General features: G+C 68.0%; 14 protein-coding genes. 8 read left to right on the forward strand and 6 right to left on the reverse strand.

Going from position 1 to position 14008, the window contains the following annotated elements; translation table 11 throughout:
* Positions 1-66: 66 nt before the first annotated feature.
* Together MMF96_RS06865 and MMF96_RS06870 are read left to right on the forward strand one after the other, a co-directional pair.
* Positions 67-966, forward strand: coding sequence for a carbohydrate ABC transporter permease (locus tag MMF96_RS06865; protein WP_176617392.1), 900 nt, complete (start codon positions 67-69; stop codon positions 964-966).
* Entirely contained in the window at positions 966-1862 is an 897-nt protein-coding gene (locus tag MMF96_RS06870) for a carbohydrate ABC transporter permease (protein ID WP_176617391.1), read from the forward strand. Before MMF96_RS06865 ends, MMF96_RS06870 begins: the two co-directional genes overlap by 1 nt.
* Positions 1863-1876: 14 nt before the next feature.
* Here the strand turns inward: MMF96_RS06870 and MMF96_RS06875 are convergent, their stop codons facing one another.
* Complete coding sequence (locus MMF96_RS06875) at positions 1877-2449, reverse strand: CGNR zinc finger domain-containing protein (RefSeq protein WP_256883025.1); 573 nt, start codon at positions 2447-2449, stop codon at positions 1877-1879.
* Between the two features lie 74 nt (positions 2450-2523).
* Here MMF96_RS06875 and MMF96_RS06880 point away from each other — a divergent pair, with 74 nt between their 5' ends.
* Positions 2524-3570: a DMT family transporter gene (locus tag MMF96_RS06880; protein WP_256883026.1), complete on the forward strand. Its 1047-nt coding sequence runs from the start codon at positions 2524-2526 to the stop codon at positions 3568-3570.
* Here the strand turns inward: MMF96_RS06880 and MMF96_RS06885 are convergent.
* Genes MMF96_RS06885 through MMF96_RS06895 form a run of 3 tightly spaced genes read right to left on the reverse strand, consistent with a single transcriptional unit; the run spans position 3520 to position 6436 of the window.
* Positions 3520-5829 (reverse strand): cation-translocating P-type ATPase, encoded by a 2310-nt coding sequence (locus tag MMF96_RS06885; protein WP_256883027.1) that lies wholly within the window; start codon positions 5827-5829, stop codon positions 3520-3522. The two genes, MMF96_RS06880 and MMF96_RS06885, sit on opposite strands and share 51 nt — an antisense overlap.
* 47 nt (positions 5830-5876) lie before the next feature.
* Positions 5877-6104: a heavy-metal-associated domain-containing protein gene (locus MMF96_RS06890; RefSeq protein ID WP_256883028.1), complete on the reverse strand. Its 228-nt coding sequence runs from the start codon at positions 6102-6104 to the stop codon at positions 5877-5879.
* 5 nt (positions 6105-6109) lie between these two features.
* Positions 6110-6436 (reverse strand): metal-sensitive transcriptional regulator, encoded by a 327-nt coding sequence (locus tag MMF96_RS06895; protein WP_256883029.1) that lies wholly within the window; start codon positions 6434-6436, stop codon positions 6110-6112.
* 118 nt (positions 6437-6554) lie between these two features.
* Here MMF96_RS06895 and MMF96_RS06900 point away from each other — a divergent pair, with 118 nt between their 5' ends.
* Both MMF96_RS06900 and MMF96_RS06905 read left to right on the forward strand, forming a co-directional pair.
* Positions 6555-7667 (forward strand): exo-alpha-sialidase, encoded by a 1113-nt coding sequence (locus tag MMF96_RS06900; protein ID WP_256883030.1) that lies wholly within the window; start codon positions 6555-6557, stop codon positions 7665-7667.
* Positions 7668-7678: 11 nt separating this feature from the next.
* Positions 7679-7969, forward strand: a complete 291-nt coding sequence (locus MMF96_RS06905) for a MoaD/ThiS family protein (protein WP_176617384.1) — start codon at positions 7679-7681, stop codon at positions 7967-7969.
* Here MMF96_RS06905 and MMF96_RS06910 read toward each other — a convergent pair.
* A complete protein-coding gene (locus tag MMF96_RS06910) occupies positions 7966-8244 on the reverse strand; it encodes an HPr family phosphocarrier protein (protein ID WP_176617383.1) in 279 nt (92 codons plus the stop codon). The genes MMF96_RS06905 and MMF96_RS06910 overlap by 4 nt on opposite strands.
* A 53-nt stretch (positions 8245-8297) precedes the next feature.
* Complete coding sequence (gene ptsP, locus MMF96_RS06915) at positions 8298-9983, reverse strand: phosphoenolpyruvate--protein phosphotransferase (RefSeq protein WP_256883031.1); 1686 nt, start codon at positions 9981-9983, stop codon at positions 8298-8300.
* A 115-nt stretch (positions 9984-10098) separates the two neighbouring features.
* Here ptsP and MMF96_RS06920 point away from each other — a divergent pair, with 115 nt between their 5' ends.
* The 3 genes from MMF96_RS06920 (at position 10099) to MMF96_RS06930 (ending at position 13980) form a co-directional block, all read left to right on the forward strand.
* Positions 10099-10821, forward strand: coding sequence for a TetR/AcrR family transcriptional regulator (locus MMF96_RS06920; protein WP_176617381.1), 723 nt, complete (start codon positions 10099-10101; stop codon positions 10819-10821).
* Between the two features lie 73 nt (positions 10822-10894).
* A complete protein-coding gene (locus tag MMF96_RS06925) occupies positions 10895-12820 on the forward strand; it encodes a PTS mannitol transporter subunit IICBA (protein ID WP_176617380.1) in 1926 nt (641 codons plus the stop codon).
* Positions 12820-13980 carry a mannitol-1-phosphate 5-dehydrogenase gene (locus MMF96_RS06930; RefSeq protein ID WP_256883032.1) on the forward strand — a complete coding sequence of 387 codons (1161 nt, stop codon included), beginning with the start codon at positions 12820-12822 and terminating at the stop codon, positions 13978-13980. The genes MMF96_RS06925 and MMF96_RS06930 overlap by 1 nt, the downstream gene beginning before the upstream one ends.
* The last annotated feature ends 28 nt before the right edge of the window (positions 13981-14008 follow it).

Consider the following 14008-nt stretch of genomic DNA (forward strand, 5'->3'; position numbering starts at 1 on the left):
GGCAGCGGCCTTCCGCCCGCTGCCCGGCGGCGCCGGAAAAAACTGACATTCGACAAGGTCAGCTTCATGGCGGTCTTTATGGGGCTGCCGTTGGTGATCTACCTGGTTTTCGTCATCTCGCCCTTTGCCCAGGCCGTGTACTACTCCCTGACCAGCTGGAACGGCTTCAACAACCAAATGCCGTTCATCGGGTTGGCGAACTATGTCCAGCTCTTCCAGGACAACATCTTCATGATCGCGGTCCGCAACAGCATCATCCTGGCCATCTTCCTGCCCGTCATCACCGTCATACTGTCCCTGGTCCTGGCCACCCTGGTCACGATCGGCGGCAGCAGCCGCGGCCAGATCAAGGGCCTGCGCGGGGCAGGCTTCTACCGCATCATCTCGTTTTTCCCCTATGTGATCCCGGCCGTCGTCATCGGCATCATCTGGGGCCAGATCTACGATCCCAGCGCCGGGCTGCTGAACGGCATCCTGACCGGCCTCGGCTTTGACGGCCTGAAGTCCTACCCCTGGCTCGGCGACTCCCGCACCGCCATGGTGGCCTCCATGGTGGTGATCGTCTGGGGTTTTGTGGGCTTCTACATGATCCTGTTCATCGCAGCCATCAAGGGAATCCCCGCGGAGACGTACGAGGCGGCCCGCATTGACGGTGCCGGCCGCTTTCGCACGGCCATCAGCATCACCATCCCGCTGATCCGCGAGAACGTCCAGACCGCCTACATCTACATGGGCATCCTGGCCTTGGACGCCTTTGTCTACATGTCGGTGCTCAACTCCACCGGCGGACCGGAAAACTCCACCCTGGTGATTGCCCAAAAGCTGTTCACCACCGCCTTCTCGAAGGGTCAGTTCGGCCTGGCCTGCGCCATGGGCGTGGTCCTGGCGGCCCTGACCCTGATCTTCGCCGGGCTGGTGTTCCTGGTCAACCGGCTGACCGGCGGACGTACGGAAGTGGCTGAATAATGACGCTCAAATTGTCCAATACGACACCCCCGGTGCAGGGGCACGTCCAACGCAAGGCCCGGGAAACACGCGCAGACAAGACGGTGGCAGGGGTTTCCCACGTCCTGCTGGCGCTGTGGGCGTTGATGGTGCTGATCCCCCTCGCCTGGACCCTGCTGTCCTCGTTCAAGACGACGAAGGAAATCTTTGCCTCGCCGTTCTCCCTTCCGGAGCATTGGAGCTTCACGAACTATGTCACCGCCTGGGCGACGGCGGGAATCGGCAGCTACTTCCTGAACACCGTGATTGTGGTGGGCTGTGCGCTGGTGATTGTCATGGTGCTCGGCGCCATGTGTGCCTACGTCCTGGCCCGTTATGCGTTTCGGGGCTCGCGTGCCATCTACTACCTGATGCTGGCCGGCCTGACGTTCCCGATCTTCCTGGCCATCGTCCCGCTGTTTTTCATCCTCAAGAACATCGGGCTGCTGAACACCCTGCCGGGCCTGATCATTGTCTACGTGGCCTTTGCGCTTCCGTTCACCGTGTTCTTCCTGTTCGCGTTCTTCCAGGCCCTGCCCACGGAAATATCCGAGGCCGCCCAGATCGACGGTGCCGGCGAGTGGCGCACCTTCTTCCAGGTCATGCTGCCCATGGCCAGGCCCGGCATGGCGTCCGTGGCGATCTTCAACTTCCTGGGCCTGTGGAACCAGTACCTGATCCCCGTGGCCATCAACACGGACCAGGACCATTGGGTGCTGTCCCAGGGCATTGCGGCCTTTGCCGGCCAGCAGGGCTATGCCGTGGACTTCGGCTCCATGTTCGCTGCCGCCGTCATCGTGGTGGTGCCGGTGCTGGTGGCCTACATTTTCTTCCAGCGCCAGCTGCAGGGCTCCGTCTCGGCAGGCACCATGAAGTAGCCGCCCCGCCGGCGCTAGTCCTTGGCGAGCCGGCGGCGCCGGTAGGCCGCCACGTGGGCGCGGTTGCCGCAGTTTCCGGTGTCGCAGTAGCGGCGGGAGCGGTTCTTGGACAGGTCGATCAACACGGCCTGGCAGTCGTCGGCCGCACACACCTTCAGCCGTTGGAGTTCCTTGGCGCGGATCACGTCCACGAGGGCCATGGCGGCCTCCACGCCCATGCGCTGGGCCAGCGGGGCCGCCGGGGCGGTGGCGTGCAGGTGCCAGTCCCACTGGTCGTGGCGGACCAGCTGGGGGAGGGCGTTGGCCCGGGCCAGCAGCCCGTTGACGAGGGCCACCGCGGGGTCCTCGCCGGCCGTCCAGATGGCGCGCAGTTCGTTGCGGATCTGGTGCACGGCCGCCAGCTCCGCGGCCGTGTGTTGGCGGGAGCCGGTGAACTGCTCAGCCGCCACAAAGGCATCCAGGTCCGCCATTGTGGCCAGCTTCTCCGTGCCGGACACGCCCCCGTCCGGCAGGATGCCCACGGGCGCGGTGTTGATCAGGTTGACCGCTGACACCAGGGCGACTTCCGTGTCATTAGTAAAGACCATGTTGACTCCTGACAATAGGCACGCGTAGTGTCATGAGTCTAACGCCTTTTACTCATGACCTACGGACGCGCCCCATGACCATTTCCAGGAATTCCCGCCCCACGGCCCTGCCGGGCGCACCCGCCCAAAACGCCTCCCCGGCACTGCTGTTTGCCTTCGCGTCGGCCGCGACCTTTGCCCTGTCCGGGCCCTTTGCCAAGTCACTCTTCGAGGCCGGCTGGTCGCCCGGGGCGGCCGTGGCGGCCCGCATCGGGGGCGCCGCCGTCGTGCTGGCCGTTCCGGCGGCCGTCAGCCTGGTGCGGCAGTGGGTGGCCGTGCGGGGCTCGCTGCTGCGCATTGCCGTTTACGGCATTGTGCCCATTGCCCTGTGCCAGCTGTTTTACTTCAACGCCGTCTCCCACCTGTCCGTGGGGGTGGCGCTGCTGCTGGAATACCTCTCACCCGTGCTGCTGGTGGGCTGGGCCTGGCTGACCACCCGCACCCGCCCGCGGCTGCTGACCATTTTGGGTGCCGCCTGCGCCATGTCGGGGCTGGTCCTGGTGCTGGACCTGGCCGGCAGCACCCAGGTCAGCGTCGCCGGGATCCTCTGGGGGCTGGCGGCGGCCGTGTGCTCGGCGGTGTTCTTCATCATGTCCGCACGCAGCAATGACACCGTCCCGCCCATCCTCATGGCCGGCGGCGGCATGGCCGTGGGCGCGGCCCTGATCCTGGGCCTGGGCGCGGCCGGGCTCATGCCCTTGACGTTTTCCGCTGCCAGCCCGGTGTTTGCCGGCCGGCTGGTGCCGTGGTTTGTGCCCGTGCTGGGCCTGGTGCTCCTCACCACCGTCTTTGCCTACGTGGCCGGGATCATTGCCACGCGGGGCCTGGGCTCGAAGGTGGCGTCCTTTGTGGCGCTGTTTGAAGTCCTGTTTGCCGTGTTGTGGGCGTGGGTCCTGCTGGGGGAGATGCCGCGCCTGGTCCAATTGCTGGGCGGGTTGTGCATCATGGCGGGTGTCGTGATGGTGCGGCTGGACGAGCTGCGCGGCCGCGGCCGGCGCGGCCCGTCCTACGCCGTGGACCTGGCCGGCGGGTTACCGCCCGAAGCGGCGCAGCCGCAGCGAATTCGCCACCACCAGGACTGAACTGGCGGCCATGGCACCACCGGCGACCATCGGGTTCAGCAGGCCAAGGGCCGCCACCGGGATGCCGATCGCGTTGTAGAAAAAGGCCCAGAACAGGTTGGTCTTGATGGTCCCCAGCGTCTTCCGGGAGAGGGCAATGGCCGTGGCCACCTGGTTGAGGTCGTTGCCCATCACCGTGAGGTCGGCCGCCTCGATGGCGACGTCGGTGCCCGAGCCCATCGCGATGCCGAGATCGGCCTGGGCCAGGGCTGCTGCGTCATTGACGCCGTCCCCGGCCATGGCCACGGTGGCTCCGGCGCGCTGCAGCTTCACCACCGCCGCCACCTTCCCCTCCGGCAGGACCTCGGCAAGGACGTCCTCCGGCGCGATCCCCACGGTTGCCGCCACCTGGGCGGCGACGGCGGCGTTGTCGCCGGTGAGCAGGAGGGGGCGCAGGCCCAGTTCCTTGAGCCGGGCAATGGCCGCTGGGGAACCGGCCTTGATGGTGTCCTGCAGCGCGAGGAGCCCGGCGGCCTGCCCGTCCACCGCCACCCAAATGGCGGTGGTGCCGCGCCGTTCCTGGGCGAGCAGGGCACTGCGGTCCTGCCCGGAAAGCTCGACGCCGTTTTCCTCCAGCCAGCCCGCCCGGCCGGCCAGCACGGTGCGGCCCGCTATGCGCGCGCGCACCCCGCCGCCGGGGGAGGAGGTGAAGTCCGCAACGGCGGGCAGGCCGCCGCTCTGGCCTGCGTTTTCACGCGCATGGGCCGTGATGGCGTGCGCGATGGGGTGTTCGCTGTGGGATTCCACGGCGCCGGCCAGGCGCAGCAGCTCCGCTTCCGGCACCTGGGCGAGGGGCACGACGTCGACCACGGACAGCCTGCCTTCGGTGACCGTGCCCGTCTTGTCCAGCAGGATGGTGTCCACGGTGCGCGTGTCCTCCAGGACCTGCGGGCCCCTGATGAGGATGCCCAGCTGGGCCGCGCGGCCGCTGCCGGTCAGCAGGCCGACCGGCGTGGCCAGGCCCAGTGCGCAGGGGCAGGCGATGATCAGCACGGCCACGGCCGCCGTGAACGCCGCCTGGAGGTCGCCGCTGAAGGCCAGCCACAGTGCGAAGGTGGCCACGGCGACGGCCAGGACGACGGGCACGAACACGGCGCTGATCCGGTCCGCCAGGCGGGCGATGGGGGCCTTGCCGGCCTGCGCGGCGCTGACCAGGCGGCCCATCTGGGCCAGCGTGGTTTCACTGCCCACGCGGGTGGCCCGCACCAGCAGGCGGCCGGAGGTGTTGATGGTGGCGCCGGTGACCGCGTCGTCCACGGCAACGTCGACGGGCAGCGATTCGCCGGTGATCAGCGAGGTGTCGATGCTGGAGACGCCGTCGGTGACCACGCCGTCCGTGGCGATCTTCTCGCCGGGGCGGACCACAAAGACCTCGTCCACGGCGAGTTCGGCCGCGGGAATATTCACTTCAACCCCGTCGCGCAGCACCGTGGCCTCCTTGGCGCCCAGGCTCAGCAGGGCCTTGAGGGCGTCGCCGGCCTTCGCCTTGGCCTTGGCTTCCAGGTAGCGGCCGAGCAACAGGAAGGTCACCACCACTGCGGACACTTCAAAGTACAGCGGGGCGTGCGCACCGTTCATGGGCATGCCGTGCGCCGTCAGCTGCGGGTGCAGGGCCAGTTCCACGGCGGAGAACAGGAATGCCGCGGTGACCCCGATGGAAACCAGGGTGTCCATCGTCGAGGCGAGGTGCCGGGCGTTGACGGCCGCGGCGCGGTGGAACGGCCACGCCGACCACGTGACCACCGGCAGGGCCAGGATGCCCGCCACCCAGCCCCACTGCGGGAACTGCAGGGCGGGGAACATGGAAACCAGGAACACGGGCACGGTCAGGATGGTGGCAAGGACCAGGCGGGGGCGCAGCGTGGCGGCCGTGCCGCCGTGGGCCATGTGGTCGTGGCCGCCGTCCTGTGCGGCACCCGGGTGGGGGCCGTGCGCACCGTGCGGGCCGGCGTCGTGCCGGGGGACGGCGGGGTGCTTCAGGGTGGCGGTGTAGCCGGTGGCGTTGACGGTGTCGATGATTTGTTGGTCGGACATGCCGGCGGGGACCGTGACCGCGGCTGATTCCAGCGGGAGGTTCACGGCAGCGCTGACGCCTTCGAGTTTGCCCAACTTGCGTTCAACCCGGCTGACGCACGAGGCACAGGTCATGCCTTGGATGTCGATCTCGACGACGCGGGGGCCCGGGGTGTCGGTTTGGGACAAAATGTCTGAGGCGCTCATGGCGCTCCTTACTGGTTCCTTGGTGCGGGTTCCTTGGTGCGGGTGGCTCAGGCGTTGGCGGCGACGACGAGGTAGCCGGCCTCCGCGACGGCCTCGCCGATTTCCTGCGGGTCGAGGGTCAGGGAGGAGGTGATGGTGACCTCGGAGATCCCGCCGGCGTGGAGGTCGACGGCGACGTTCTCGACGCCTTTGAGCCCGGTCAGTTCCTCGGTCACGGAGTTGACGCAGTGGCCGCAGGTCATGCCGGAAACGTTGATGGTGGTGGTGTGGCTCATGGGTTTTAGCTCCTCAAAAGGCGGGAAATGGCGGCAGTGGCTTCGGAAACCTTTTCGGAGACGATCTCCGGGTTGCCGGTTTCGGTGGATTCATTGGCGGCGTTGACCACGCAATGCGCAATGTGGTCCTCGAGCAGGCCGATGCTGACGGCGTGCAGGGCCTTGTTGACGGCTGCCATCTGGGTGAGGATGTCGATGCAGTACTTGTCTTCCTCAACCATCCTGGCGATGCCGCGGACCTGGCCCTCGGCCCGCTTGAGGCGGCGCAGGTAGGCCTGTTTGGCGCCGCTGTAGCCGTACGGTCCGGCGGGTTGTTCCTCAGTGCTGGTCATACCTTCAACATATACCCCTATGGGGTATGTGTCAATTACCCCTGGGGGGTATATTTTGCAAAAAGTTACCCGCCGGAAAGTCTTGCCGGGCGGGCCGCGGGTGGCAAGACTTGGACCCATGGCTAACAACGCAGAACAGTCAAAAACCACCTACCTGCTGGCCGTGGGGACCAAGAAGGGCCTGTGGCTGGGCACCAGCACGGACCGCGTGGACTACACCTTCACCGGTCCGCACTTTTTGATGAATGAGATCCCCAGCATCGGCATCGACACCCGCAACCACAACACCCGCATCCTGGTGGGTGTGCGCAGCGAGCATTGGGGCCCCACCGTGGCGCACTCGGACGATCTCGGGACCACCTGGACGGAGCCGGAACACGGTGCCATCACCTTCCCGCCGGACACGGGGGCCGCCCTGGAACGGGTCTGGCAGATCCAGCCCGACGCCGAGGACCGGCCCGGCGTCGTGTGGGCCGGCTGCGAGCCGATCTCGGTGTGGAAGTCCACCGACGGCGGCGAACACTTCGAGTTGAACCGCGGGCTGTGGGACCACCCGCACCGGACCGAGTGGGGTGCCGGCTATGGCGGCGCGGCGGCGCACACCGTGCTGCCCAGCCCCGCGGACCCGAACATGATCCACATTGCCATGAGCACCGGCGGCGTGTACCGCAGCACGGACGGCGGCGCCTCCTGGGAACCAAGGAACAAGGGCATCGGTGCCGGCTTCATGCCGGACGGGGAGCCGGAATTCGGCCAGTGTGTGCACAAGGTGGCCCGGGACGCGGGCAACCCGGACGTCCTGTACGCGCAAAACCACGGCGGCGTGTACCGCAGCGATGACAACGGCGACACCTGGAATTCCATCGCCGAGGGCCTGCCCGCCGACTTCGGCTTCACCATGCTGGCCCACCCGCGGCGCTCCGGGACGGCGTGGGTGGTTCCCATCAAGGCCGACAGCGAGCGGATTCCCCCGGGCGGGCGGCTGGCCGTCCACCGCACGGACGACGCCGGCGCCTCCTGGACGCGGTTTGCCGACGGCCTGGTGGAACCGGAGTTCAACGTGGTCCTGCGCGATGCGGCCGCCGTGGACACGGAGGAGCCCGTGGGCGTCTACTTTGGCACGCGCGGGGGCACCGTGTATGCCAGTGCCGACGAGGGCGCCACCTTCGTGCCCGTGCTCAGCCAGCTGCCGGACGTGCTGTGCGTCCGTGCCGCCGCCGTCGAGCTTTAAGGGCCGTGGACGTGGCGGGGGTCAGGGTGCTGGTTCCGAGCCTGCTGCGGCCCGTCACCGGCGGCCAGGAGGAGCTGCGCCTGGAGGTGGACGCCGGCGGTGCCTCCATTGCGGAACTGCTGGACGCCATCGGCGCGCACTATCCGCTGTTCAACCGGCGGGTGCGCGACGAAACGGGCACCCTGCGCCGCTTTGTGAACATCTACCTCGACGGCGACGACGTCCGGCGGCTCGACGGGCTGAAAACCCGTGTCGCCGCCGGGGCCGAGGTGATGGTCATGCAGTCGGTGGCCGGAGGCTAAACGGCGTCGAGGTCCGTTTCGAGCATGGCCACGAGCTTGTCGAGGGCGGCGTCCGCGCCGTCCCCCTCGGCGCGCAGCACCACGACGCTGCCGTGTTCGGCGCCAAGGGTCATGAGGGACAGGATGCTGCTGGCGTCCATGGCATCCTCGGCCGGGGCGCCGTCCATGGCGATCGTGACTTCCACGCCGGCGGCACCTGCGGCCTCGGCGAAGAGCGAGGCGGGGCGGGCGTGCAGGCCGGAGCTGCTGGCAACGGTGGCTTTGCGTTCGGACATGGTTCCTCCTGGGGAGCTGTTGGTGAAAGGGTCGGTGGTCTGTGCGGCCGGGTCTAGAGACCGAGCTCGTCGAGGATGGGCAGTTTTCCGCGGGCCCGGTCCCGGGCTTCCCCGGGGCTGGTTGCGCGTAGGGCAAGTGTAGCGATTTCCTGTGCCTCTTTCAGTGTCACGGTGGCCAGGACGGCGGCCACGGCCGCCAGCGACCGCGCCGTCATGGACAGCGTGCTGACACCGAGCCCCACGAGCACGACGGCGAGGGCCGGGTCGGCGGCTGCCTCGCCGCACACCCCCACGGGCTTCCCGTTTCCCTCGGCTGCGGCTCCGGCCACCGTCAGGCGGACCAGCTGGAGCACGGCGGGCTGCCAGGGATTGTTCAGGGCCGCCAGCGGGCCCAGCTGCCGGTCGGCCGCCATGGTGTACTGCGTGAGGTCGTTGGTGCCCAAGCTGGCAAATTCGACCTCGCGCAGGATCGACTCGGCGGTCAGGGCCGCAGAGGGGACCTCCACCATGACGCCGGGTGTGTGCAGTCCGGCGGCCGCACACAGCGAGGCGAAACCGGCCGCCTCGGCGGGGGTGGAAATCATGGGGGCCATGACCCGGACGTCCGCCGTGGACTGCCCTGCTGCCCGGGCGATGGCGGCAAGCTGGCGTTCCAGCACGCCGGGGGACGACAGGTCGGTGCGGTAGCCGCGCACGCCCAGCGCCGGGTTGGGTTCGCTCGCGTCGGTGAGGAACGGCAGGGGCTTGTCCGCGCCGGCGTCGAGCGTGCGGACCACCACCTTTTTGCCGGGGAAGGCGTCAAACACGCCCTGGTAGGCCTCCACCTGTTCGGCGATGGACGGCTCGGTGTCGCGTTCCAGGAAGCAGAACTCGGTGCGGAGCAGGCCCACGCCCTCGGCGCCGGCGGCGGCCGCCTTCACCGCATCCCTGGCCCCGCCCACATTGGCGAGAAGCGGGACCAGGTGCCCGTCCGCCGTCGTGCCCGGGCCAGTGAAGGCGGCCAGGGTGGAGGCGTTGGCCGCCCACGCCGCGGCCGCTGCGCGCTCGCGGTCGCCGGGGCCCGTGCTGATGGTCCCGGCGGCGCCGTCCACGTATACCTCGGTGCCGTCCGGCAGGGTGTCCACCCCGGCGGCGGCCACCACGGCGGGCAGTCCCAGGGAGCGGGCGATGATGGCCGTGTGCGACTGCGGGCCGCCGCCGGCCGTGACCAGGGCAACCACGACGGCGGGGTCCAGGGTGGCGGTGTCCGCCGGGGCCAGGTCCTCCGCCACGAGGATGAAGGGCCCGTCGGAGGCGGGGATTCCCGGCGCCGGGACGCCGCGCAGTGCGGCGACGATCCGGGCCCGGACGTCCAGGACATCCGTTGCGCGCTCGGCCATGTAGCCGCCCAGGCCCGCCAGCATCGCGGCCACGCCGTCGGCGGCCTCCCAGACCGCCCGCTCGGCGGACGTGCCGGCGTTGATGAGCTTGACGGCAGCCTTGAGGAGCATGGGGTCGGCGGCCATGAGCGCCGTGGCCTCCAGGACCGCCTTCGCATCGCCGACCGCCCCTGCGGCGCGGCCGCGCAGTTCCGCCTGGACGGCCTTGGCTGCCGCCTGCAACGTGGCGGCGGCGCCATCGGCGGTGGTCCCGGGGGCCCGCTTTTGGCCGGCCGGCGGTTCGGACAGGGGCCGGGGCATTTGCCGGACCGGGCCCACTATTCGTCCCGGGCTGACGCCCACTCCTGGGAAATTCTGCATGGAACGTCCTTTGCTTCCTGGGTCTCTGGCGGCGGCTCCCGGCTTGCGCGGGGCCTCAAAATTGATCCTGTGATTCACTTCATATAGCGATGTTATAGGTGCTAGGGTAGCAGTCATGAATTCACACGGCCAGCTTCCACCCAAGGCCAGGCTCCTTCAGGCCGCCGCCGAATTGCTGGCCAATTCGGCCGGCAAACCCGTCTCGACACGGCAGATCACCGAGTTGGCGGGCGTGACGGCACCCACCCTGTACCACCACTTTGGCGACAAGGAAGGCTTGTTCAACGCGGTCATCGACGCCGGCTTTGAAGAGTATGTGGCCGGCGAACACAACTTCACGCCCACCGGCAGGCCGCTTGTGGACGTGCGCCAGATATGGGACAACCACCTGAAGTTCGGCCTGGACAACCCACAGCTGTACTCGGTGATGTTTGGCAACATCCGTCCGGAAAGCCGTCCGGCGCGGGTGGCCGAGGCGGAAGGCTTCATGGAGGAAATGCTGGAAAAGGCCGCTGCCGCCGGCCAGCTCTGCGTTTCACCCCAGGAGGCGGCCCGCAGCATTCTGGCGGCCAACGTCGGGGTGACCTTGATGCTCATCGCCGAACCGGCGGCCGAGCGGAACTTTGATTTGTCCGACATGACCCGCGAGGCCGTCATTTCCGCCGTTTCCTCCGAAACGGAACTGGATGCCGCCGGTGCGCCGGTGGGCGCGTCGTCAGTGGTGGTTGCGGCCATCGCATTAAACGCGGCACTGGAATCATCACACCCGGAGCAGCTGTCAACCACGGAACTGAAGATGTTCCTGGAATGGCTGGACCGCATTGCCAAAACTTCATAACAACACCAGCAGCAACGCAACACCACCAGCAACCCCTTCTGCACAGACGCAGGACCAACGGTAAGGAATTGTCATGGCAACACCATCAGTGGCCGCCCGCAAGGGTGGCGCCAGGGTCAAGGTGCAAAGGTTCGGCACCTTCCTCTCCGGCATGATCATGCCCAACATCGGGGCCTTCATTGCCTGGGGCATCGTCACCGCCTTGTTCATCCCTTCGGGTTTCATCCCGAACGCGACGTTGAACGAGATGGTGGGCCCCATGATCACCTACCTGCTGCCTCTGTTGATCGGCTATACCGGCGGAAAGATGGTCCACGGCGTCCGCGGCGGCGTGGTGGGTGCGGCAGCCACGATGGGCGTGGTGGTCGGCACCGACATCCCCATGTTCATCGGCGCCATGGTCATGGGCCCCGTGACGGCCTGGCTCATGATGAAGCTGGACAAGATCTGGGAAGGCCGGATCAAGCCGGGCTTCGAGATGCTCATTGACAACTTCTCCGCCGGCATCCTGGCCGCCATCATGGCGATTGTCGGCAAGCTGGTGGTGGGGCCGGTGGTCGTCGCCTTCAGCAACGGCGCCGGCAACGTGGTGCAGTTCCTGGTCCACCACGGGCTGTTGCCGCTGACCAGCATTTTCATTGAACCGGCCAAGGTCCTGTTCCTGAACAACGCCGTCAACCACGGCATCCTCACCCCGCTGGGCACCGAGCAGGCGCTGCAGCAGGGCAAGTCCATCCTGTTCCTGCTGGAAGCCAACCCCGGCCCCGGCCTGGGCCTGCTGCTGGCCTACGCGATCTTCGGCAAGGGACTGGCCAAGGCATCCGCCCCCGGTGCCGCGCTCATCCAGTTCCTGGGCGGCATCCACGAAATCTACTTTCCCTACGTGCTGATGAAGCCCGTCATGATCCTGGCCACCATCGGTGGCGGCATCACGGGCATCTTCATGCTGGTCATCACCGGCGCCGGCCTGCGCGCCCCCGCAGCGCCGGGCAGCATTTTCGCCGTGTATGCCATGACCGCCAGCGACAGCTACCTTGGCGTCACCCTGTCCGTGGTGCTGGCCGCCACCGTCTCCTTCCTCATCGGATCCTTCATCCTGAAGGTCAGCCCGGTGCCGGCCGACAACGACAGCCTGGGCGAGGCCACCGCCAAGATGGAGGCACTCAAGGGCAAGAAGAGCTCCGTCGCCTCCGCCCTGGCCGGCGCCGCCAAGGGCCCCATCTCCAACGTCGTCTTTGCCTGCGACGCCGGCATGGGCTCCAGTGCCATGGGCGCCTCGGTGCTGCGCAACATGATCAAGAAGGCCGGTTTCCCGGAGGTCAAGGTCACCAACTCCGCCATCGCCAACCTGACCGACAGCTACGACGTCGTCGTCACGCACCAGGACCTGGCGGAACGGGCGGCCCCCTATACGGCCAGCGCCGCCCACTTCGCGGTGGACAACTTCATGAACAGCCCCCGCTACGCCGAAATCGTCGAACTCGTCAAGGCCAGCAACGCCCCGGACGCGGCAGCCGCCGCACCGGCTGCGGCCGAGGTTCCCGGTGACGCCGGGGAAGTGGCGGGCGCCAACATCCTGGCCCGCGAAAGCGTGGTCCTCCAGGGCACCGCAACCTCCAGGGATGCGGCCATCGACGAGGCCGGACGGCTGCTGCTCGCCCGCGGCGCCGTCAATGCAGCCTACGTGGCCTCTATGCATGAGCGGGAAGAGTCCGTGTCCACATACATGGGCAACTTCCTGGCCATTCCGCACGGCACCAACGAGGCCAAGGGCAACATTGCCAGCTCGGCCGTGTCCATCATCCGCTATCCGGAGGGCATCGACTGGAACGGCAAGCCCGTGAAGTTCGTGGTGGGCGTGGCCGGGGTGAACAACGAGCACCTGGCCATCCTGTCCTCCATTGCCCGCGTGTTCACCGACAAGGACCAGGTGGCCCGGCTGGAACAGGCCGGCAGCGTCGATGACGTCCTGGACATCTTCGGAAAGGTCAACGCATAGTGAAAACAGTTCATTTTGGGGCCGGAAACATTGGCCGCGGCTTCGTGGGGCTGCTGCTCCACAACGCCGGCTACGAGGTGGTCTTTGCCGACGTGGCCGAGGCGCTCATCAACGAGCTCGCGGCCGCGGAGAGCTACCAGGTCCACGAGGTGGGGGAGGACCCGGCCGTGCACACGGTGGACAACTTCCGCGCCCTGAACTCGGCCGCCGCGCCGGAGGCCGTGGTTGCGGAAATCGCGACGGCGGACATGGTCACCACCGCGGTGGGCCCGACCATCCTCAAGTTCGTGGCCCCGCTGATCGCCCAGGGCATCGCGGCGCGTGACGCCGCCCTGCCCCCGCTGCAGGTCATGGCGTGCGAGAACGCGATCAATGCCACCGACATCCTGGAGGCCGCGGTCCGTGGCAACAGCGCCGTGGATGCAGCCACGGTCGACGCCCGCGCCGTGTTTGCCAACACCGCCGTGGACCGGATCGTGCCCAACCAGGCGCCCGGCCAGGGCCTGGACGTCACGGTGGAGACGTTCTTTGAATGGGTCATCGACAAAACCCCGTTCGACGGCGGCGCCCCGGCCATCCCGGGGGCCACCTTCGTGGACGACCTGGCGCCCTACATTGAACGCAAGCTGTTCACCGTGAACACCGGGCATGCCGCCACCGCCTACTTCGGCTACGCGGCCGGGATCGGCAAGATCTCCGATGCCATGGCGGACCCGGGCGTGCAGGCCAAGGTCCGGGCGGTGCTGGCCGAAACGAAGGCGCTGCTGGTTGCCAAGCACGACTTTGCGGAGGCGGAGCAGGAGGCCTACGTCCAAAAGATCCTGCTGCGCTTCTCCAACGAACACCTGCCGGACACCGTGGTGCGGGTGGGCCGTGCGCCGCTGCGCAAGCTCAGCCGCCACGAGCGCTTCATCGGCCCGGCCGCCGAACTGGCCGAGAACGGCGTGGTTCCCGGCGCCCTGCTGGAGGCCGTGGGCGCGGCCCTGCGGTTCCACGACGACGGCGACGCCGAGGCCGTGGAACTGGCCGCCATCCTGGCGGACAACGCGGCGGACGCCGCCACGGAACGGATCACCGGGCTGGCCCCGGGGCATCCGCTGTTTGTGGCGGTGCGCGACGTGGTTGCCGCGGCGCAGGACGCCCGGGCCGCTGCCAGATAGCGAGAAAGGGGCCAAGCCGCGAGACAGG

Source organism: Arthrobacter sp. STN4 (genome assembly GCF_024539665.1).
In the GTDB taxonomy this organism is placed as follows: domain Bacteria; phylum Actinomycetota; class Actinomycetes; order Actinomycetales; family Micrococcaceae; genus Specibacter.